This window comes from Halalkalicoccus sp. CGA53 (assembly GCF_036429475.1).
Classification (GTDB): Archaea; Halobacteriota; Halobacteria; order Halobacteriales; family Halalkalicoccaceae; genus Natronorarus; species Natronorarus salvus.
In genome coordinates, this window is record NZ_CP144125.1 from 3,370,691 (window position 1) to 3,391,006 (window position 20,316).

Consider the following 20,316-nt stretch of genomic DNA (forward strand, 5'->3'; position numbering starts at 1 on the left):
CCAGTGGCAACAGACACGTCTCAATCTCCTCCCGATGGACTTCGGAAAGCGGGCAGAAGGCGGATTAGAAGCGTACTGAACTACCTTCGTGATCGGCCAAGAACCCGGCTTTTCTTGCTGGTCGGAATTCCAGCGATCGTCTTACTGCTGTTTTTCCTTCTACCTCTCGCCTACATGCTGTGGCTATCGTTTCTCGATGGAATGCCACCGGCTTCACCCACCCTTCAGAACTATCTGAACGTCTTTACCACCGATCTCTACTTGCGGGTCGTTTGGCGAACAACGGTACTCACTGTTCAGACTACAGCTCTAGTCGTCATCCTCGGATACACCTTAGCGTACAGTATGGCTCGGTTCTCGCGACGTACGACACTACTGCTACTCTTGGTGATACTCCCGTTTTGGACGAATTATATCGTTCGGATGTATGCATTGATCAACATATTCAGTCGGAACGGATTACTGGATTGGATCCAGCTATCTGCCGGGTTCGCTCAGGAGCCAAGCGGGATCATGTATACACATACAGCTGTCCTCCTCGGATTGACCTATGTGTGGCTCCCACTGGCAACGCTTCCCTTCTACGCCTCGTTAGCAAATCTGGACGATAGTTTGATCGAGGCCTCGAAAGACCTCGGTGCAGGTCCTATCGAGACGTTCTTCACCGTTACTCTCCCGCTGACCAAAAACGGGGTTATCGGAGGAATCGTTCTCGTTTCGATTCCTACATTCGGTGCGTTCGTTACGCCAACTCTACTAGGAGGAACGGACCAGATCATGATCGGAATGGTCATTGAAAACCAGTTCACGGAGGCGTTCAACTGGCCGTTTGGATCTGCACTTAGTGTTCTCGTCTCCGTTTTCGTGATTGTAATGCTAGCCCTCGGAGTGAAATTCGGAGCTGGTGACGTCATTAGCAAGCAAGGTGGTGGGGAATGATCCCAGCGTCTTTTGAGCGATTCGTAGATAGCTATGGGAAAAAGGTCGGTCAGGCCGCAATGTGGATTATTCTACTCCTCCTGTGGATACCGATCGGTATTGTGACTTTGATGTCGTTTGCACCCGATAGAGCGCTCGCATTCCCACCGGATGGCGTTACGCTCTACTGGTACAGTACGTTCCTGCGGAACGATTCGGCCATTACTGCAGTTTTGATGTCCGTTCAGATCAGTCTTATCGCGACACTGATCACTGTGGTACTGGCAACTGCTCTCGCGTATGGGATTGCAAAGTACGATTTCCCCGGGAAAGAGCTCCTACAGATCGTTGTCACCCTGCCAATAATCGTCCCACTCGTAGTTGTGGGGGTGGCGTTAGTGCTCTTTTTCGGGACGATCGGCATCGGAACCGGGTTCTGGAGCGTGGTGATCGCCCACGTGATTCGGACTATTCCCTTTGCAGCCCTCATTATCATCCCGACGATGTTGAGATTCGATGAGAGGTTAGAAGAGGCCGCTAAGGATCTTGGCGCAGACGAGCTGGACGCATTTATCAACGTCCGGCTGCCCAATACTCTGCCCGGCATAGTTGCAGGTGGGTTGCTCGCGTTTACTATCTCATTCAATGAATTCGTCTATACCTACTTTGTTCGGGACACGCAGACTGAGACGCTCCCGGTCTATCTCTGGAATCAGATCAGATTCGAAGCGACGCCAGAAGTCAACGTAATTAGCGTCGTCTTCCTCTTCGTCGCTGTGTTGATGATCCTCATCGCTATGGCTCTGACCAATGTTCGGCGAATCACGATGCGCTGAACCGAGTTTCGTCGAATCGAGTCACCCGTCTCCAAGTCGACTGAGTAGGCTCCCCACACGGAGAGTGGGTACTGAGCGAGAGGATTGCAGTATCTTTATTCGGTGTCTTCATGACTGTCACTACCATGGAAGATATTCCTCCACTACGAGTATACTGGCATCGAGAAACGATCCTTCACGAACCACCCGATGGAGCGTTCAAACTTCCTTCGACCGATCTACTGGCCGTCGATGAACCCCATCCCGATCAACCCGCTCGAGTGAAGAACATCCGACGTATCATCGAAGAAACCTTCGTTGACCGTGCACATTTTATACCCGTTGAGCCGGCCTCTCGATCGAGACTCGAGGCAGTACACACCGCCGAGTACCTCGATTGGCTCGAATCGTTCTGTGCAGACGGTGGTGGACGGATCGATGGTACAACAACCGGAGCGAACGATATGACCTTCGTCGCTGCCCGGAGGGCAGCAGGCGCTGCTCTGGAGGCAACAGCCCACACACTCGAGGATCGACGAGGGATTCCGTATGCACTCTGTCGGCCGAGTGGTCATCACGCCCAGAGCGATAGAGCCGATGGGTTTTGCTTTCTCAACAACGCAGCAGTTGCTGCTCAGTACGCTTTGGAAACGAGTTGTGAGCGAGTCGCAATCGTCGATTGGGACGTCCATCACGGGAACGGCACACAAGAGAACTTCGAGGAAAGAGATGACGTCCTATATATCAGTATTCACAACGATCACGGAGCCTGGGATCCAACGTATCACCCTCAGACCGGAGGGTTCGAGGAGGATGGAGTCAGTAAGGGGAAAGGATTCAACGTAAATATCCCGATTCCATCAGGAACTGGTGATCACGGGTACGAGTTGATCTTCGAAAACCTAGTCGAACCGATCATCGAGTCGTATAACCCTGATCTCATCGTTTACAGCGCTGGCCAGGATCCTGGAATTTCGGATCCACTTGGGCGCAATGTAGTCTCCCGTACTGGATTCCGCACACTTGGAGAACGCGCTCGAACACTTGCCGACCGCACAGCAGGGGGACGATACGTTCTCGTTCAGGAAGGTGGGTATCAGATCAGCCATCTCGCGTTTGCCACACTCGGTGTCCTCGAGGGTGCTATTGGTTCGACGTTTGATCTCGAAGCGTATGGTGGTGATGACCCGTTTGCATGGTTAGACGAGGAAATCGAGCCTCTTGAGAAAGCGATCGAACAGGCACGACAGTATCACGCTGAGTACTGGCCTGTATAGTCGCTTCCTCTAACTATCGAGAGAGGGCAGTCAGATTGCCGTAGCCATCGACGAGAATCATCGTCTGGGAACGCGTACAATCGCCCCCGTAAAATGGTTACGTCAGACGGATCACACCGCTCGGACGTGGCCCTCCCTTGGTTCAAGACGCAGAGATCGATACCACGTGCATCGTCGATCCGAGGACGTCGATGGGGCTCATCAGTACTCTCAAATTTCCCGACCTACTGGATGTGCGGACCTCTCGACTTCGGCGTGAGTGATCCGGTGGAGCTATTCGAAAGCCCGTATATCACAGTGAGGGGTAACACGACTCGGCTGGCCAGAGACCCGGCTCACTGCGTCCGGAACACGGAGAGAAGCGGGTCGGGATGGGCGAGTTCTCCGTCAGTGGCCGATCAGAAGGTTTAATCGGTTGATATTCACACTCGGACATAGATGGTTTTTCCAGGCAGTCACGTCGCTGGCGTCGCGCTCGCGACGGTGACCGCCGTCGCCTTCGCGGCCTACTACCTCAGCGTTCGTCTCGGCACCGAGAACGGCAGCGTTCTCGACGTGATGTTGATCTCGCTGTTGACCAACGTGGTGATCATCGTTCCGCTCGTGGGGATCGTTCACGGCGTCCCCCTGATCACGGTGCAGTCGTTACTCGCGTTCGTTGCGGCCGGCGTCTTCGGCTCGTTACTCGCCAGGATCACGCTCATTAAAAGTGTGCAGGTGATCGGTGCCAGCCGGACCTCACCCATTGCCGCCTCGAACGTGTTCTTCGCGAGTCTCATCGCTATCGTCCTGTTCGACGAACAGCTGACAGTGATGCACTTCACCGGAATCGTCCTGATCGTCGCCGGAGTCGCAGCCATCACCTGGGAAACGGCCCACGAGGCCGACCCCGAATCCTCGCTTCGAGAGCTGCTACCGTCGCTGACGCTCCCGGTACTGGGAGCGGTCCTCCTCGGATTCGAGCCGATCTTCATCACGCTCGGACTCTCTGGAGGGACTGCAGTGCTCCCGGGTGTAGCGATCAAAGCGATCGCGGCAACGACCGGCTTCGTCCTCTATCTCAGGCTCAAGACCGAGCTACGATCCGATATGCTCCAGTGGAGCCCCCACATGAAGTGGTATCTCGGCGCCGGTCTGACGAGTACCGTAGGTATCGTCGCGTTCTTTGCCGCGTTAGAAACCGCCCCGGTCGTCCTCGTCGTGCCGCTGGTACAGACCTCACCGCTGATCGTGGTCGTTCTGTCGGCGCTATTGCTCCCACAACACCTCGAGCGTGTTACCGTTCGTCTCGTGGCGGGTGCGGTCGTCGTCGTTGCCGGCGCGGCGCTGGTGTCCATTTACGGATGAGTGGTGTCGTCCGACGAGGAGACGAGACAGAGGACCGTCGTCGGGTGCAGTCTCCGAATCGCCGATCGTCCGGCGTACTCCAAGAGCCATCAGACCTATCTCGGGCGTGGATCAACGGAGAGTACGACGACCCTGGTGTCCCCACCACCGACGCTACCGATGATCTCGACACGCATGAGACCGACTCGCCCCGCCCTGCAGATACGGAGACCACCGTGAGAGAGCGTTCGCCGATGACGTGGGAACGGTACGTCATCGGGACCGCCATCGAGGAGGAGCCGACGGTTCCCCTTCACTACCCGCTCGTAGCGGTGCTCGCGATTATAGCAGCCATTGCGCCGAACACCTGGTTTCTCTCCTCACAGCATGGTTACTACGTCTCGGGGGTCGTCCTCTGTGCGATCGTCGTCTACGCCGTCTTCCTCACGAGCGTCCGTCTGTGGACCGATTCGAACTTCCTGCTCCTCTTCGGCGCCTACTGGGTCGGTCTCGTCGTCCAGTATCACTACACCGCACAGCCGGAACTCCTCCAGTACGTCCTCGTCACGCCCATCGCGGTCGTGGCGACCGTGATCGTCCTCCCACGGTTCGTCGTCGGTCGAAAGGAGACGTTCGCGATGGCGCTGACGGTCGTCGGCGTCTGTACGGCGTTAATCGGTATCTGGCTCCTCTGGCGGACGACACAGGGCGATCCGGTGACGATCGCCGGCTCCTCGCCCGGATGGATCGGCGAGGAGGTGGGGGACTACGACGGGTTCGCGAACATGCGAACGGTCTCGGTGTTTCACAACCAGAACACCTACGGCTTCTTCATGATGGTCACGAGTCTCGCCGCGCTCTACACGCTGTTGGCCCGCCGGGGCCTGCTCTGGGTCGGCGCCTCGGGCGTCTGTCTGCTCGGGCTGTTCATGAGCGAGGGCGACGCCGCCTACCTCGGCTTCGCGGTCGGGGCGATCGTACTCGTCTCCGGCTACGACACCCGTCTCGCGGTAGCGAGCCTCGGCGTCGGTGTCGTCGCGCTGTACTGGTTGATCAGGATCGGCCACATCCCCGAGGTGATGGAGACGACGCTGATGAGCCGTGTCGACCAGTGGGTGCTCTCGCTCGAACGGATCGCGGAGGACCCGCTGTTCGGGATCGGCTTCCTCGACGCGGCCCCGGAGATCGGAGCCAGCTACGGACCGCACAACTCGTTCGTTCACGCGCTGTTGAACGCGGGTATCATCGTCGGCTCGCTCTATCTCGGTGCGCTCGCGTACGCGTTCGCCCGTGGGCTCAGGCGGAAATGGACGCCGTGGACCGGCTTCGTCGTCGGCTCTACCGTCGGCCTGTTCGCGTACATGAGCTTCGAGTCGCTTTTCCTCGGTGGGTTGGGCGTCTCCTCGGTCGTCCTCGGGCTACTCGTCGGCCTGCTCGTCATTCCGGAACGGGACGGCGATACGGGACCGGTCACCGCGGTCGAAGCCCTGAGACGAAGTCGAGGCGCGCGAGCGGTCGAACGGATTCAGGACCGGAGCGATAGTGCAACAGATTCCTTACCGAGGGGCGAGGAGGGGTAACTAATGCAGACACGTCGCCGTCAGCGGTTCATCTGCGGCATGGTCGCCTGGATGCTGGCCGTCATCCTCCTTCTCGGTCTCATAGAGGCACTCACGTTCGAACTCTATTTCGTCCTCTCGTTGATCGGACTGCTGGTCGTCACCCAACTCACCGCACCAACGAACGTCACGCCAGAGTGGCGGGGTCGGCTGAAATGGCTCATCGCAGTCGGGTTGGCGATCCTTGGCTACATCACCGTCCAGCGAATCATGGAGATCCTCCCTACGGAGTTACTCTGATATGAAGTGGTGTTCCCTTTCCACGAGTCGGTCCTACCCGGAAATACTCCTGATCGTACTCGCTGTCACCGTTTTCGCCACCCTGGTCATCGCCGCCAGCGTCTCCGGGGCGGCGTTCGGATTGTTTACCCCGACGTGGGAGGGGACCTCGGACCTCCGCGCAACTGCTGACGATACGGGGGCGGAAACGGTGGTCGTAACTGATAGCACGACGTACGAGAACGAGCAAGCAGAAGGAACCGTCGCGCTGATCCTCTCGCCGGAGGATCCGTATGACGAAGCCGAGGCTGAACGGATCGCCTCGTTCGTTGATTCGGGCGGAACGCTCGTCGTGGCCGATAGCTCTGGCCAGCATACGAACCCGATCCTTGAAGCCGTCGGCGCGAGTTCGCGTATCGACGGCGACCTGCTCCGTGACGAGCGCGAATACTACCGCTCTCCAGCGCTGCCGGTCACCACACCGACCAGCGCACATCCGTACGTCGCCGACGCTGACGCCCTCACACTGAACTACGGCTCCGCGCTCTCGGCGGGGGAGGCGAACGTACTCGTTCGGAGTTCGGAGTACGGTTATCTCGACCGGGATGCGAGCGGAAACCTCAGTGCCGGCGATGAGATGGCGGCTCACCCGATCGTAACGCTCGAGCAGGTCGGCGACGGGGAGGTGATCGTGGTGAGCGACGCGAGCCTGTTCATCAACACGATGCTTGAACACGACGGCAATCAAGGTCTCGCCACTGGACTCTTCTCGACCCACGACCGGGTGCTATTCGACGTATCACATTCCGGAGAAATTCCACCGCTCACGGCCGCTGTGCTCACTCTACGTGAGGCCCCCCTGCTCGGAGCGGCCATCGGCCTCACACTCGTCACCGCGATCGGCCTCGCGTACAAACGGCCGGCGTGGGCACGGAGTCTGCTCAGTCGAGAGCCGGACGGCAGGTCAGAGGTCGAACTCGACGAGAGAGAGATGGACGCGGAACTCGAGGCACGATACCCCGACTGGGAGACTGAGAAACGCGAGCGCGTTGTCACAGCGATTATATCACGTCGAATAAAAGACAAAGATAATGAGTGATCCAGAAGAGATCTACACGAGGCTACGCGAGGAGATAGACCACGTCCTGATCGGAAAGAACGACCTCACCGAGAACCTGACGGTCTCGCTTCTCACCGGCGGCCACGTCCTCCTCGAAGGGGTCCCCGGGGTGGCGAAGACGACTGTGGCGACGCTGTTCGCTCGTGCAAGCGGCCTCACCGAGGCACGTATCCAGATGACACCCGACCTGTTGCCGGCGGACATTACGGGTACGCACGTCTATCAGGAATCCACCGGCGGGTTCTCCCTCCAGACCGGTCCAGTATTCTCGAATATCGTCATCGTTGACGAGATCAACAGGGCAACGCCGAAAACTCAGAGCGCGTTGCTCGAAGCGATGCAAGAACGAAACGTGACGATCGAGGGCGAGACGCTCAGCCTACCCTCGCCGTTCATGGTAATCGCCACACAGAACCCGATCGAGATGGAAGGCACGTTCGAGCTTCCCGAAGCACAGCGTGATCGCTTCCAGCTTAAGCTCACAGTTGATCTCCCGAAACGCGGTGAGGAGCGAACGCTGCTCGACAACATCGATATCGATCCTACGCTGAGTCCTGAACATCTCTCACAGGTCATCACACCATCCGATCTCGACTCCGCGCGAGAACGAGTCATCGATGTCCATATCGGCGATACGGTCAAGGAGTACGTTCTCGATATCGTCGAAGCGACACGGACCCATCCTGACGTCTCGCATGGCGGCTCCCCACGTGCCTCGATCGCCTTCCTGAACACCTCAAAAGCCAGGGCAGCGATCCGGGGACGTAGGTACGTCACCCCCGATGACATCAAGACGATGGCACGGCCGGTGCTGACCCACAGACTGCTTCTGACCTCGGAGGCGGAGTTGAGCGAGGTGACGAGCGACGACGTGATCGACGATGTCCTTTCGACGGTCGAGACACCCGGAAGCTCGTTCGAGAGAGAGTCAGCCACCAAAGACGGTACCCAGTAGAGACCGACGACGCAACCGACACCGTAATCCGTACCAATAAGATGAAACTTACGCAAACCGGAAAAGAAGCGCTCAAAACTATCCTCGAAACCGCACTCTAACTCACCAACAATCTACGTCTCAAGAGGGGACCTGTGTTATTCCCACCGACAGGTGATGATCGCTTCCTCCTCGGCCGACTTGACGTCAACTGTAATCGGCGTCTCGAGCTGTGAGGCGAGCGTCGCGGCAGTGAGCGAGACGACCGGGTGATCGAACCGATCGACCGGGCCGAACGCGCTGTCTGCGACCACGACTGAAATCCGACCCGTCTCGGGGTCGGCGTCCGCACTCGCCCGCTCGACGAGTTCGAACGTCTCGGCGAGGCCGTCGGCGATCTGGTCCCCGAGCTCGCTCGGCTCTTCAGCGAACCCCCCGGTAACGGTCTCTTCGAGGTCGTCGACGAGCGCCCAGCCGATCGGTGCGAACGCGACACCGCGCTCTCGCTCGGCCGCCTGGGTGACCAAGAGCGTTCCGAGTGCGTCGTCGTCAGGTATCGCATACTCGGCGTGCTGGGGGACGAACAGCCGGACCGTCTCGCCGGTCGAGGTCTCGACCGGGAGGTAGATGCGATCCGAACGGAGCTGGAGGTCGTTGATAAGCGCGAGCTGGTTCTCGCTTAGTGTCTCGAAGACCCGTTCGCCGACGGTCGCAGAGACGAACCGTTCGGGCGTGAGGTATACCACGAGAATCGACGCGAACACCCCCGTTGCACCGAGCGTGAGCAGGACTGTCCGTGCCATCGGAAAAACGGCGCCGCCGAGAATCGCGATGACGCCGACCAGCACGAGCGCACGGGAAGCCCGGACGAACTTCGTCCGTTGAGCCTCGGAGAGCGCGCCCCGAAGCCGGTCGTTCTCCGTTTCGAGCAGTTCGATCTGTGCTTCGAGCAGCTCTCGTTCGGTGAGATCGGATTCTGAAACACTCATGACTCGGTCACCAGACCAAGCGAGACGAGCTCGTAGCGATGGAGGCCATAGGAGGCGACCCCGAACGTGATGAGCAATACCCCGGTGGCGATCCACAGCGATAGGTCGACGCTCAAGACGACCGCCACCAGCAGGAATCCGACGGCTGCGGTAAAGGTGGTCGTCGAAAGAAGCGTCCCGGTCCACTCGAACGTCGACGCTCGCCCGGCGATAACGAACAGCACCCCGAGTTCGACGAAGAGGAGGTCGATGACGGTCGCCGTGTGGAGTGTCGCGAGCAGTACATGGGCCGCCGCGACGGTGAAAACGATCGGGAAAAACAGCCATATCGGGATCAACGTGAGACCGACGATCGCTCCGGTCGGTCCGGCGGCCAGTCCAAGGGCGCCGATCGTCAGCGCGAGGCCGACGCCACCGAGAGACGTGCGGTTTTCGATGGCGGGGTTCATGCCGTCACCCGTCTGCTTCGTCCGATTGACACCACGCTCGCCAGACGTTGGCGGGGAGCTACCTCAAGTGCGTCTACCCGTTCGAATTCGGCTAATGACCGTCGGAACCGTTCGAACTCGTTGTAGCGTTCGTACATCGTGTCGACGTCATAGATGCCCTCCTCCTCGAAGAGAACGGTCGGGGTGAGCGCGACTAAAACGTTCCTCCCGCCGCGCCGGGCAGCCATCACCGCGTCGCGGATCTCCGACCGGTTCGTATCATCGGTGATGATCACCGTCCACGTTCCACCGGGGAGTCGCGAGACGTATCCCTCGATCGCTATCCGAAGCGGGGTATCGGTACGGCCGGTCGACCGAATCGCCGCACGTGAGCTGTCGCGAAACGACCGGATCTCCGTCGCGAACACCGAGTCATCCCCCGCGAGCGTCGCTACCGATGGTGCTGCCCGCTCGGTCGCCTCCGCTTCAACAGAGGCTCTGCTGCCAGCCGTTGGCTCCAGATCGTGAAGCATGGTCTTCACGCGCGTGTGCTGATGGGCGGTCTCCGCGGGTTGGATCGCCCGTGTGATCTCACCATCTCCGACGGTGTAGAGCCCCAATGGGTCACCAGCCCGAAACGCACTGTCGGCGATCTGGAGCGCAACGTTTCGTGCGAAATCGAGTTTCGTGGCGTCGGCTTCGCCGTGAGCCATCGACGAGCGGTGATCGACGACGAGCGCTGTCGTCCAGTCCGTCTCGGACTCGAACGTACGAACGTAGGGACTTCCCTGCCGTGCCGTTGCCTTCCAGTCGATCATGCGGGCCGAATCACCAGGGAGGTACTCACGGATCTCTCGAGGTTCGAGCCCGGTGCTGGGGGTTTCGGTATCTCGCTCGCCAAATGCCCGGTTGATTTTCTGTCCACCGCGGCCGACGTGTAGATCGAGAGTTTTGGGTTCGACCGTGAGCGTCGGGGCCGGGCCGTGTTCGAAACGTTCTTCGAACAGACCAGCCGGATCACCGACGGTCACGGTCGGCTTCTCGAAGTGATAGCTCCCAGCGACAGGGAAGACGACCTCGGTCGTCACCCCGCGTTTCGCCCCTTCGGAATCGATACTGAGCGGCGATTCCCCCAGCGAGCGCGCTGCGATGGGAACTCCAGCATCGATACGGACGTCGAGTGTCGTGGGCCGTCCGAGCGCACCAGCGATCGTCACCGCCACCGGTTGCGCCGCATGTACCCGATCTCGTTCGAGATGCTGCTCGACGTCGAGATCGGCGCGGAGGTCCTGGAGCGCGAGCGTGAGAGCGTACTGGCGTGCGAGCAGCCAGCCGGCACAGATCGTAGCACCGACCACCAACACCGGATCGTCGAGGACGACGGTTCCGACCGCGAGGGTACACACCACCGAAACCGCGGCCCAGTACCGGCGTGTCGGTCGCATATCTTTAAGAACCGGGTCCGATAGTTGAACCTTCCGGAGCGCAAGAGGTAAATTCCAGCCACCACATTCTCGTATAGACGTGGAGCCGAGACCCCGTACCGTTCTGATAGTCCTCCTCACGGGACTCTGTGTTCTCGTCATGGCCGGTAGCGTCGGCCTCGCGGAGGACGCGACCAACGAGAGCACGCCGGACCACCGACACCCGGAGGAAGTAGATGAGCACGGTGACGACGCGGCAGTCTCCGCCTGGCTTCGGGAGAGACTCGAATCGTCGCTCGAAGAGAGTTCGATCCGGCTGAGCGAGGGTGAGTACGAAGAGGCACGAGAATTGATCGGTGACGATTACGACGCGACCCTCGAACAGTACGCCGAAGTCTTAGACGAGGACGACCGACAGGCGGCAAAGGAGATCGAATCGGCACGTGACGACCAGCGAAACCTCACCGACGACGTAGAGCGGTACGATCGACTCTACGAAGAGTACCAGGAGGCACGTGACGAAGGCGATCAGCAGCGGGCGCTCGAACTCGCACGCGAGTTGGAGTCGCTTTCGTCATCGATCGAGGAGCGAAGTCGGTCTCTCGACGAACGGTACGAATCGATGAGCGAGCGGACGGGCACCGACATGAGTACCGAGCGCGAGACCGTCGACACGATACGCTCGTCCGTCGTGGACAGACAGTCCGAAGTTCGGGAAGAGGAGTTCGATGAGACCGTCCTCGATCTCGACGGCACGCCGACGGAAGCGAGTTTCTCCGAGCCGATGACGCTCAGTGGCTCACTCACGACCGAGACGGGCGAGCCGGTCGCGAACGAGGAGATCGTCCTCGCGATCGATCACGACGAACGGGCACCCGACCAACCGCGCCAGACGCTCTCCGCGACGACCGACGGGGCCGGCTCGTTCGACGTTGAGTACCGACCGACGACCCTCCCACTGAACGTGACCGAGATCGACGTCGAATACCTCCCGGAGTCCGGTTCGCCCTACGCTGGATCGAGCGCGAGCGTTCCGATCGATCCGACACAGACGGACGCCGACCTCGAGATCACGGCGGTTAACGAGTCGGTGGCATTCGGAGACGAGCTCGTCGTCGACGGGACCGTGCGTGCAGGTGGCCTCGAAGCCGAAGCCGATGCCGTCCCGGTGACGGTGACCCTCGACGGCCAGACGATCGCTGAGTCTTATACGGACGAAACCGGCTCGTTCAGCGCGAACGGAACGGTCCCAACGAACGTACCTGTGGGCGACACGGAAGTTCAGGCGACCGTCTCCCAGCAGGATCGAACACTCTCGAGTGCAACCGAGAGCGAGACGATCGCGATCGAGGAAACGCCCGCCGGGTTGACGCTGACCGCAGAGCCCGTCGCCGAGGACCGACTCTACATCCATGGACGTCTCACGACCGCGGAGGGAATCGCGCTCGCAGAACAACCGATCGTTATCGCCATCGGCGAGCAGAGCACGACCGTCCGAACCGACGAGAACGGCGAGTACGAGGCGACCATCACCGTCCCGGAGGAAGCCGGGTCGTCGGTAACGGTCACGGCGTACTACGGCGAGGAGGGGACGAACATCGCGGACGAGGAGGCGGAGATCGTACTCGAACTGGGTGGTGGAGACGGCGTCGGTCCGCTGGGTAGGGTCCTCGGGGTTCCACTCGACGAAAGCACCATCACCGCCGGGGCTCTCACAGTGATCCTCCTGGGCTCGGGTGGATGGCTCCTGTTCCGACGACGCGATCAGGAGGGAAGGGAACCGGTCGAGACGGCCCCCCACGAACCGGATTCCTCGAGTGATATGCGTGGCGAGATCTCACGGTCGTTGCTCGTGTTCGCCCGTGAGAACCTCGACCGTGGCGATGAACACCGGGCCGTCGAGGCTGCTTACGTCGCGGCTCGGCAGAGAATAGACCACGGTTCGAATGCGCTCACACACTGGGAGTTCTACGACGTCTGTCGGTCGAACGGGCTCGAGGCCGAGGAGGTAGACCGCCTGAAATCGCTCACCGAGCGTTTCGAACGGGCTGCGTTCTCGCCGGCCGTGATCGCGCGCTCCGATGCGGAGGGAGCGATCGACGACGCAGAGTCACTGGTATCGTAACCAGCCATCGAATACGACGAGTCTGTCCTCGACAGCGAAAGACGACGGGGGTGTCCTTGACTGGGTGGGTGCTATACGGCCCACGCACGTTCTTTGAATCTCGAACATGGGGAACATATCAGTTCCATCGTGCCAGCGCGACGACGAGATGGTGTGGACCTCGGATTATTCGGAGAGGCCCTGCACTGGAGGCAGCGAGCGCGCCAGATCCGGATGCCTGGACGTCGTCCGATTCCGATCGATCCGAGGATCCAGGAGACGACGCCCCGGTCCGGTGTAACCGACTGACTTTTCAACACGGGGAAGATATCAGAACTGAATGGACCGCCGGAATCTCCGCTTGCTGTTGCCGGAGCCGATACGGACGTTGTCGGCGGACCTCGCAGTCGTCGTAGTCCTGACGCTCCTGACGGTAGTAGTCACCACGGTTCCGGTCATCAGAGAGACGCCGATTCGGATCCTCCTCGGCCTGCCCTTTCTCCTCTTTCTTCCGGGGTACGCGTTCGTCGCGGCGCTCTTCCCGGAGGCGGGCTCGCCGTCGGGCGTCGACGAAGAGGCGCGAACCGAGGACCGGGGCATCGACGGGATCGAGCGCATTGCGCTCGCCTTCGGGATGAGCATCGCGCTCGTCCCCCTGCTGGGACTCGCGCTCAACTTTACGCCGTGGGGGATCGCGCTCGGACCGATCCTGCTCGCGGTGAGCGGGCTCACACTGCTCTGTGTCGCGGTCGCAGCGAAGCGTCGGCGTGCGCTACCACCCGAAGAACGGTTTACGGTCCCGTGGCGGGGATGGATCGCCGCGGGGCGTACGGAGATGTTCGAACCGGACGATCGCGTGGATGCCGCATTGAACGTTGTGGTCGTACTGGCGGTCGTACTCGCGCTCGCGAGCGTCGGCTTCGCTGTCGCCTTCCCCCAGTCAGGTGAGCAGTTCACCGAGTTCTACCTCCTCACCGAGGAGGACGACGGCGATCTGATCGCCGCGGACTATCCCGAGGAGTTCGTCCAGGGTGAGACGCAGTCGCTCGTCGTCGGAATCGAGAACAACGAGCACGAATCGGTCGAGTACACGGTGGTGATCCAGCTCGAACGGGTCGACGGCGAGGGCAACGAAACCGAGGTGGTCGAACGCGAGGAACTCGATCGGTTCGAGGAATCACTCGCCCATAACGAGAGCGTGCACAGGACCCAGGATGTCACGCCGACGATGACCGGCGAGGAGCTCAGGCTCACCTTCCTGCTTTATGACGGCGAGGTGCCCGAAGAGCCCACGCGCGAGAACGCGTATCGTGACCTCCACCTCTGGATCGACGTCGAGGAGGTCTGACCGGGTGTGAACTGCCCGGTGGATCGAAACCCTCCATTCGAAGCGAAGGTATGGTGAACACGCCCGGGCGGAGAAACACGACCGCTCGGAAGCCGTGTTTCCCGTCGACGGTACGGGCTCTCCGAGCTCCAGCGCGACGCGAGCTGTGCGGTCATTTGGGCTCTGTCGTCCGGAATTCGATCGAGAAGTGGTTCCGAACGCTCGCGATGCTGTTCGACCGGTTTCTTCGGACGTGGATGGGGTCGTTGACGGGTTGTGCGTCGCAGATGGAGGAGTGTCAATACTCCTCGACGTCGATGACACGTTTCGTTTCTGGGTGTGTGAAATCTCCATCCACAGAAACAACTGGGGCATCTAACTCCCGGCTGACTGCCGCGATCAGTGCATCCATCCCATCGAGATACGGTCCCTCCGGACCGATCTCATCCGTGATTTCCGCCGCAGCGATCGCTGATTGCTTATCGACGTCGTAGACGTCTCCCCACGCCAGTTTTTCAATGGCTTCGGTAACGTCGGCATCGGGAAGATTACCGACGCCGACGAGAGCCTCTGCATAGGCCGGGACGGGCATTACCCACCGCTCGTCTCGACCACCCTCCGCTGCGTAGAACTCTTCTGTGGATCGCTCTCCGTTCAAATAGTCGATGAGAAAGCTCGCGTCCAGGACCTTCATGCGCTCTCGTCGGCGAGTCGTCGCATTCGGTCTTTCCGTCTTTCCTTTGCCGTTCGTCGTGCTTCGCGGATACTCTCGGCCTGGTCGTCGGAGAGCATCCCGAACCCATCGTAGAAATCGACCTCGGGTTTCTCCTCGAAGACCCGTTCGAGGACGTCGTTGTAACTCTCGCCCTCCCGCCGTCGGCGCTCGATCTCGCGTTTCACCGCTTTGCTCACCCGAATCTGCTCGTCGGCAACGCCCATTACGCGTTGACGTTCGGCGTTGACGCACGTGTGTCTTTCGGTCGTTTTGGCCACTCCTCAGTACGCTCTTGTGGCGGAGATTGTTGAGGTATTCTGAAGGGTAGCGGTGGTTCAAGCGATTCCGGTCGATAGCGGGGTTCCTACAGTACACGAATCGTGGCAGATGGCGAGCCCACGCGTCGACTACGAGGTCACTCCGACTATGACCGGCGAGGACCTCAGATTGAGATTCCTACTCTACGATGGCGAGGTGCCCGAAGAGCCCACACGCGAGAACGCGTAATCGCGACCTCCACCTTTGGGTCGACGTCGAAGCGGACTCGTAGAGCCGACCGGATTCGACGAGAGGTACCGCGCCCACCCGGACGGGTAATTCGTACTGAGGGGTCGAAGTGAGAGACTCTCGAACGAGTTTCAGTCGTGGGTCACGGATTCCGGTAAGATAATACTAGCAAATTCAGTCTAAATCTTATTGTTTAAGTGTATAGAGTAGTTACTCTCTAGTCATGTCCCATCCAATAGAATGGACAAGTATATATTACCACACTACAGTAATTGCTAATGAATATCCGGATTAATATATGACCGAGAGTTTGCAACGAGGGGGGCGGACCGAGGATTCGGCCCCCGTCCACCCGAACGATCGTCTGCCGTACGGCGCTACCGAGGGGGTAGTGTACGCCGAGCGTACGGTCGGCGGGGTCGTCCCCGCAGTTGTAGAAACGGGACCCAATGGGGTTGCACTCCGGGGGATCTCCGACCGTATCGCTCGTTCGGGCGCGTGCACCGGGCGAGCTACCGGTGGGAGTCAGGTCCGATCTCCCAGGATCACGGTTCGAGCGAGGGAGTTACCATGAGCGAACAGATTGAAAGCGTCCTACAGGAGCGAGTCGCAGACGTCCCCTCAGTACGGGACGTGCTACAGGAAACGGCCGACCCCGAGGCCGTCGAGGAGCGGGTGATCATCGGAGTTCCCGCGTACAACGAGGAGATCGGGATTGGGAGCGTGGTGCTCGCCACGCAGCAGCACGCGGATCGGGTCGTCGTCGTCGACGACGGGAGCAGCGACGAGACGTCGCGGATCGCGCGACTGGCCGGGGCGGAGGTTCTCGAACACGAGACCAACTACGGCAAGGGGAAGGCCGTTCGGACGCTGTTCGAGCACCTCCAGTCCGAGGAGTTCGACGCATTCGTGATGATCGACGGCGATGGACAGCACACCGCCGAGAACCTCCCGGAGGTCGTCGAACCCGTCCTGAACGGCGATGCCGACATCGTCATCGGGAGTCGGTATCTCGAGTTCGACGGCGAGGATGAGACCCCACGCTACCGACGGTTCGGTCAACAGGTGCTCGACAGGCTGACCGGTCGGGCGTCGGGAGCCGATCTGACCGACACCCAAAGCGGGTTCCGTGCGTTCACCCCCGACGCGGTGACGAGCCTCGACCTGCGATCGGACGGGATGACCGTCGAGAGCGAGATGATCGACTCAGCAGTCAGAGAGGAGCTGACGATCGAGGAGCGTCCGATCTCGGTGCGGTATGAGGGGGTCGACGGGCAGACGCTCAACCCGATGCATCACGGTCTCTCGGTCACCCTCTTCGTCCTGAAGATGATACGCGACCGTCATCCGCTGGTGTTCTTCGGTCTCCCCGGGCTTGTGTTGTTGCTCGCGGGGACGGGCGTCGGCCTCCACTCGGCGATCGTCTACCAGAGCACCGGGGTGTTTCACTCCTGGCGAGTGCTCGTCGCGGGGCTCGTCACCATCATCGGCTTCCTGGGCGTGTTCTGTGGGCTGATCCTGAACCGGATCTCGAATATGATCTCGGAGCTCAAGGTGGAACTCGGATGACTGCGTCGTCGGTCCGTCTCGTGTCGAAAGTTGGAACTCGGTCCTATGAGCGTTAGAGAATGAGCAGCAGTCAACAATCCCTCGCGACGTCCAGGGAGGATCCGACCGAATCGATACCGGTGGGGAGTGACGAGCCACTCAAAATTCTGCGAGTGGCGAGTGATCTGTACCCGGAGGTAATGGGTGGGTTGAGCCTCCACGTTCACGAGATGTCCCGTCTCCAGGCCGAGTGGGGTCACGATGTAACCGTGTTAACATCTGATCACGGCAATCGCGGGCTTCCCTCAAAAGAGAAACGAGATGGATACGAACTGATTCGGCATCGAGAGGTCGTCAGTCCACTAGATAATACGATAACTCCGGGGATCGCTCTGACGGTTTGGAAACTGGCGGATGAATACGATATAATTCATGCGCATTCACATCTATTCTTCTCAACGGATATCGTCGCAGCGCTCAATAGAACCCTTGAAACACCGTTGGTCATTACCAATCATGGCTTAATATCGCAGACGGCACCAAAATGGGTGCAAAAAGTGTTTATCCCAACGGTTGCAACGTTCACGCTGAATTCGGCTGATAGAGTCTTATGCTACACGGAAACTGATAAACATCGTCTACGAGAGCGGGATGTCAATACAGCGGTCAGCGTCATTCATAACGGTATTAATTGTGAGAAGTTCATTCCACGAGAGACGGAGAACTCTAAAAATCCGCAAATTCTGTTCGTAGGCCGGCTGAAACCCGGGAAAGGAGTCGATAATCTTCTAATTGCATTTGAGGATGTAGTTGAGAAGATTCCACAAAGTACGTTGAAAATCGTCGGTAATGGGCCACTTCGAAATGAATTAATTCAGAAGGCGAAAACAAGCGGAATATCATCACAGGTTCAGTTCGTGGGCCAAGTTCTAAATGACCGAATGCCCGAGATCTATGCCGAAAGTGATGTCTTTGCTCTGCCTAGTATGAATGAGGGGCTACCGCGTACGGTACTTGAAGCGATGGCTTGTAGTATACCCGTAGTAACTTCTTCTCTTCCGCAACTGGAGCCCTTAGTCGATACAGCTGGATTCGTTGTTGATCCCAAGGCACCTGATCAACTCGCAGATAGTCTCTTAGATCTACTTGAGCATCCTGATAAACGGGAGCGAATGGGAGCTGCTGGGAGAAAGAAAGTTGAGCGGAACTACTCTTGGCAGGAAACAGTACGAAGAACAAACGAGACCTATACTGAACTCATAAATGATAGCTGAAGTCAACGAACTGCACTGATGATCCTCATGAGAGTACCAATCTCTGTGAATGGACTTAAAGTCAATAGGATTAACTCGAACTATTTCATCAGAGCTCTTAACTTATGACAAATGTCGCCATAATAGTAATGGACACCGCTCGGTATGACGAATCGTTCGGGCCAACGGCTCCTCCCAACATATCTCATGCTTGTGAAAACGGAACTGCATTTACTGCTGCCTTTTCTGCAGCACCATGGACGTTACCTTCTCACGCGAGTATCTTTTCCGGCCAGTATCCGTCAAAACACGGCTCAAATGCTACCGCGAAACGGTTTAACCCCAATGTACCAAGCGTTGTTGAGGTTCTTAATGACGCTTCATATGAGACCGTTGCCGTCTCCAACAATACGTGGATTAGCGGCGAATTCGGCTTTGATCGTGGATTCAACGAATTTAGAAAGAACTGGCAGTACGTCCAAACTGATGCTGATCCCGTCAAGATCGCACGCGAATACAACGGTACAGAGCGATGGCTGCAGCTCGCAAAGCATATCTTCGACGGAAATCCGCCGCTCAATGCTTTCAACGCACTTTATGCCCTCTTCCAACATCGTCAAGGGTTTGACGACGGGGCAAAGCGAACCAATGATTGGATAGACCAGTGGTTGGCTGAACGTGATGATTCGGATCCGTTCTTCCTCTTTGTGAACTACTTGGAACCGCATCTCGAATATAAGCCACCTCAGGAGTATACTGAAGAATTCCTGCCAGACGGTGTGAACTTTAAAGAAGCCATGCAAGTTGAGCAGGACGCGTTCCGATATATCGCAGGAGATCTTGAGATGTCCAGTCGCGATTTCGAAATTCTCAGAGCGCTGTATCGAGGTGAGATCGCCTATTTAGATGCACGGCTCGGTGAACTCCAGGACCATCTGAAACAAGCTGGAGAGTGGGAAGATACTGTTTTCGTTATTGTCGGCGATCACGGTGAGAACATCGGTGATCATGGACTGATGGATCACCAGTACTGTCTCTATGATACCTTGGTCCATGTCCCACTCGTCATTCAAGGGGGAGCCTTTACCGAGGGAGACGATTGCGACGACCTCGTGCAGTTGACCGACCTTGCTCCTACACTGCTAGATGCTGCCGACATCGAAGCGCCCGAATTCAGAGAGCAGATACAGGGCCGTTCGTTCTATCCCTCATCTACTACCCCATCGCGTGAGTATATTTACGCGGAGTACATGGCAGCACAACCGTCGATGGAGGCACTCGAAAAACGCCTTTCTACCGTGAGAGAGGATGCCTATGACTACGACCGCTCGTTACGTACTATCCGAAGTGAGGAGTGGAAGCTCATTCGCGGGTCCGATGGTACACGAGAACTGTATCGGGTAGAAAGAGATGAGGGAGAGATTGACAACTGTGCCGACGACTATCCAGAGCAGGTTGACCGCCTCGAAAGCCAGTTGGATCAATGGCTCGAATCGTTCTCCCCCGGAACGACCAATACCGACGCAGCGATGGATCAGGAAACGAAGGATCGGCTAGAGGACCTCGGCTATCTACAGTAAGACTATGAGTACGCGAATTCAAATCGTCTTTTTTCACGCCGCGACAGACACGTTTTCCGGTGGCGCGAAGATGCTCCATCGACTTCTCACTAGACTTGACAAAGACCGTTTTGGGCCGACTGTGCTAACTAGGTATTGTTTGAAATGTTCTTGGCTACCCACCTATAGAGTGTCTTCAGGATCAAACTCTTTAATACTAAGTATAATCCAGAG

At 58.5% G+C, this 20,316-nt stretch carries 19 protein-coding genes; 14 read left to right on the forward strand and 5 right to left on the reverse strand.

Annotated features, from left to right (window positions below):
• Window positions 1-3 precede the first annotated feature (3 nt).
• The 8 genes from V2L32_RS19135 to V2L32_RS19170 all read left to right on the forward strand — a co-directional run bounded on the left by V2L32_RS19135 (window position 4) and on the right by V2L32_RS19170 (window position 8,249).
• The gene (locus V2L32_RS19135; RefSeq protein WP_331234183.1) at window positions 4-939 is read left to right on the forward strand and encodes an ABC transporter permease; all 936 of its coding nucleotides are present in this window, start codon (window positions 4-6) and stop codon (window positions 937-939) included.
• Window positions 936-1,754, forward strand: a complete 819-nt coding sequence (locus V2L32_RS19140) for an ABC transporter permease (RefSeq protein WP_331234184.1) — start codon at window positions 936-938, stop codon at window positions 1,752-1,754. The genes V2L32_RS19135 and V2L32_RS19140 overlap by 4 nt, the downstream gene beginning before the upstream one ends.
• A gap of 125 nt (window positions 1,755-1,879) precedes the next feature.
• Window positions 1,880-3,010: an arginase family protein gene (locus V2L32_RS19145; protein WP_331234186.1), complete on the forward strand. Its 1,131-nt coding sequence runs from the start codon at window positions 1,880-1,882 to the stop codon at window positions 3,008-3,010.
• Window positions 3,011-3,448: 438 nt separating this feature from the next.
• Window positions 3,449-4,357 (forward strand): DMT family transporter, encoded by a 909-nt coding sequence (locus V2L32_RS19150; protein WP_331234187.1) that lies wholly within the window; start codon window positions 3,449-3,451, stop codon window positions 4,355-4,357.
• Between the two features lie 233 nt (window positions 4,358-4,590).
• Entirely contained in the window at window positions 4,591-5,916 is a 1,326-nt protein-coding gene (locus V2L32_RS19155; RefSeq protein WP_331234188.1) for an O-antigen ligase family protein, read from the forward strand.
• A gap of 3 nt (window positions 5,917-5,919) precedes the next feature.
• Window positions 5,920-6,195: a hypothetical protein gene (locus V2L32_RS19160; protein WP_331234189.1), complete on the forward strand. Its 276-nt coding sequence runs from the start codon at window positions 5,920-5,922 to the stop codon at window positions 6,193-6,195.
• A gap of 1 nt (window position 6,196) precedes the next feature.
• Entirely contained in the window at window positions 6,197-7,273 is a 1,077-nt protein-coding gene (locus tag V2L32_RS19165) for a DUF4350 domain-containing protein (protein ID WP_331234190.1), read from the forward strand.
• Window positions 7,266-8,249 (forward strand): AAA family ATPase, encoded by a 984-nt coding sequence (locus V2L32_RS19170; protein WP_331234191.1) that lies wholly within the window; start codon window positions 7,266-7,268, stop codon window positions 8,247-8,249. The genes V2L32_RS19165 and V2L32_RS19170 overlap by 8 nt, the downstream gene beginning before the upstream one ends.
• 137 nt (window positions 8,250-8,386) lie before the next feature.
• Here V2L32_RS19170 and V2L32_RS19175 read toward each other — a convergent pair whose 3' ends face one another.
• Genes V2L32_RS19175 through V2L32_RS19185 form a run of 3 tightly spaced genes read right to left on the reverse strand, consistent with a single transcriptional unit; the run spans window position 8,387 to window position 11,231 of the window.
• The gene (locus V2L32_RS19175) at window positions 8,387-9,217 is read right to left on the reverse strand and encodes a hypothetical protein (protein WP_331234192.1); all 831 of its coding nucleotides are present in this window, start codon (window positions 9,215-9,217) and stop codon (window positions 8,387-8,389) included.
• The gene (locus tag V2L32_RS19180) at window positions 9,214-9,666 is read right to left on the reverse strand and encodes a hypothetical protein (RefSeq protein WP_331234193.1); all 453 of its coding nucleotides are present in this window, start codon (window positions 9,664-9,666) and stop codon (window positions 9,214-9,216) included. The genes V2L32_RS19175 and V2L32_RS19180 overlap by 4 nt, the downstream gene beginning before the upstream one ends.
• Complete coding sequence (locus V2L32_RS19185; protein ID WP_331234194.1) at window positions 9,663-11,231, reverse strand: DUF58 domain-containing protein; 1,569 nt, start codon at window positions 11,229-11,231, stop codon at window positions 9,663-9,665. The genes V2L32_RS19180 and V2L32_RS19185 overlap by 4 nt, the downstream gene beginning before the upstream one ends.
• On the opposite strand from V2L32_RS19185, the gene V2L32_RS19190 reads away from it, so the two are divergent.
• Together V2L32_RS19190 and V2L32_RS19195 are read left to right on the forward strand one after the other, a co-directional pair.
• A complete protein-coding gene (locus V2L32_RS19190) occupies window positions 11,230-13,194 on the forward strand; it encodes a hypothetical protein (protein ID WP_331234195.1) in 1,965 nt (654 codons plus the stop codon). The genes V2L32_RS19185 and V2L32_RS19190 overlap by 2 nt on opposite strands.
• Window positions 13,195-13,513: 319 nt before the next feature.
• Entirely contained in the window at window positions 13,514-14,521 is a 1,008-nt protein-coding gene (locus tag V2L32_RS19195) for a DUF1616 domain-containing protein (RefSeq protein ID WP_331234196.1), read from the forward strand.
• Window positions 14,522-14,798: 277 nt separating this feature from the next.
• Here V2L32_RS19195 and V2L32_RS19200 read toward each other — a convergent pair whose 3' ends face one another.
• Both V2L32_RS19200 and V2L32_RS19205 read right to left on the reverse strand, forming a co-directional pair.
• On the reverse strand, window positions 14,799-15,194 hold the full coding sequence (locus tag V2L32_RS19200; RefSeq protein WP_331234197.1) for a PIN domain-containing protein: 396 nt from the start codon (window positions 15,192-15,194) through the stop codon (window positions 14,799-14,801).
• Window positions 15,191-15,439: an antitoxin VapB family protein gene (locus tag V2L32_RS19205; RefSeq protein ID WP_331234198.1), complete on the reverse strand. Its 249-nt coding sequence runs from the start codon at window positions 15,437-15,439 to the stop codon at window positions 15,191-15,193. Before V2L32_RS19205 ends, V2L32_RS19200 begins: the two co-directional genes overlap by 4 nt.
• A 202-nt stretch (window positions 15,440-15,641) precedes the next feature.
• On the opposite strand from V2L32_RS19205, the gene V2L32_RS19210 reads away from it, so the two are divergent.
• The 4 genes from V2L32_RS19210 to V2L32_RS19225 all read left to right on the forward strand — a co-directional run bounded on the left by V2L32_RS19210 (window position 15,642) and on the right by V2L32_RS19225 (window position 20,103).
• Window positions 15,642-15,722 (forward strand): hypothetical protein, encoded by an 81-nt coding sequence (locus tag V2L32_RS19210; protein WP_331236640.1) that lies wholly within the window; start codon window positions 15,642-15,644, stop codon window positions 15,720-15,722.
• A 570-nt stretch (window positions 15,723-16,292) separates the two neighbouring features.
• Window positions 16,293-17,291 carry a glycosyltransferase family 2 protein gene (locus V2L32_RS19215; protein WP_331234199.1) on the forward strand — a complete coding sequence of 333 codons (999 nt, stop codon included), beginning with the start codon at window positions 16,293-16,295 and terminating at the stop codon, window positions 17,289-17,291.
• A 59-nt stretch (window positions 17,292-17,350) separates the two neighbouring features.
• A complete protein-coding gene (locus V2L32_RS19220; RefSeq protein WP_331234200.1) occupies window positions 17,351-18,544 on the forward strand; it encodes a glycosyltransferase family 4 protein in 1,194 nt (397 codons plus the stop codon).
• Window positions 18,545-18,648: 104 nt separating this feature from the next.
• Window positions 18,649-20,103 carry a sulfatase gene (locus V2L32_RS19225; RefSeq protein WP_331234201.1) on the forward strand — a complete coding sequence of 485 codons (1,455 nt, stop codon included), beginning with the start codon at window positions 18,649-18,651 and terminating at the stop codon, window positions 20,101-20,103.
• Window positions 20,104-20,316 lie beyond the last annotated feature (213 nt).

Bases quoted from the DNA above. Each gene is read 5' to 3' on its own strand.
- V2L32_RS19145 (WP_331234186.1), top strand. From the start codon at position 1,880: ATGGAAGATATTCCTCCACTACGAGTATACTGGCATCGAGAAACGATC.
- V2L32_RS19210 (WP_331236640.1), top strand. From the start codon at position 15,642: ATGACCGGCGAGGACCTCAGATTGAGATTCCTACTCTACGATGGCGAG.
- V2L32_RS19200 (WP_331234197.1), bottom strand. From the start codon at position 15,194: ATGAAGGTCCTGGACGCGAGCTTTCTCATCGACTATTTGAACGGAGAG.
- V2L32_RS19220 (WP_331234200.1), top strand. From the start codon at position 17,351: ATGAGCAGCAGTCAACAATCCCTCGCGACGTCCAGGGAGGATCCGACC.
- V2L32_RS19165 (WP_331234190.1), top strand. From the start codon at position 6,197: ATGAAGTGGTGTTCCCTTTCCACGAGTCGGTCCTACCCGGAAATACTC.
- V2L32_RS19170 (WP_331234191.1), top strand. From the start codon at position 7,266: ATGAGTGATCCAGAAGAGATCTACACGAGGCTACGCGAGGAGATAGAC.
- V2L32_RS19225 (WP_331234201.1), top strand. From the start codon at position 18,649: ATGACAAATGTCGCCATAATAGTAATGGACACCGCTCGGTATGACGAA.
- V2L32_RS19160 (WP_331234189.1), top strand. From the start codon at position 5,920: ATGCAGACACGTCGCCGTCAGCGGTTCATCTGCGGCATGGTCGCCTGG.
- V2L32_RS19175 (WP_331234192.1), bottom strand. From the start codon at position 9,217: ATGAGTGTTTCAGAATCCGATCTCACCGAACGAGAGCTGCTCGAAGCA.
- V2L32_RS19215 (WP_331234199.1), top strand. From the start codon at position 16,293: ATGAGCGAACAGATTGAAAGCGTCCTACAGGAGCGAGTCGCAGACGTC.
- V2L32_RS19155 (WP_331234188.1), top strand. From the start codon at position 4,591: ATGACGTGGGAACGGTACGTCATCGGGACCGCCATCGAGGAGGAGCCG.
- V2L32_RS19180 (WP_331234193.1), bottom strand. From the start codon at position 9,666: ATGAACCCCGCCATCGAAAACCGCACGTCTCTCGGTGGCGTCGGCCTC.
- V2L32_RS19190 (WP_331234195.1), top strand. From the start codon at position 11,230: ATGGCCGGTAGCGTCGGCCTCGCGGAGGACGCGACCAACGAGAGCACG.
- V2L32_RS19185 (WP_331234194.1), bottom strand. From the start codon at position 11,231: ATGACGAGAACACAGAGTCCCGTGAGGAGGACTATCAGAACGGTACGG.
- V2L32_RS19150 (WP_331234187.1), top strand. From the start codon at position 3,449: ATGGTTTTTCCAGGCAGTCACGTCGCTGGCGTCGCGCTCGCGACGGTG.
- V2L32_RS19140 (WP_331234184.1), top strand. From the start codon at position 936: ATGATCCCAGCGTCTTTTGAGCGATTCGTAGATAGCTATGGGAAAAAG.
- V2L32_RS19195 (WP_331234196.1), top strand. From the start codon at position 13,514: ATGGACCGCCGGAATCTCCGCTTGCTGTTGCCGGAGCCGATACGGACG.
- V2L32_RS19205 (WP_331234198.1), bottom strand. From the start codon at position 15,439: ATGGGCGTTGCCGACGAGCAGATTCGGGTGAGCAAAGCGGTGAAACGC.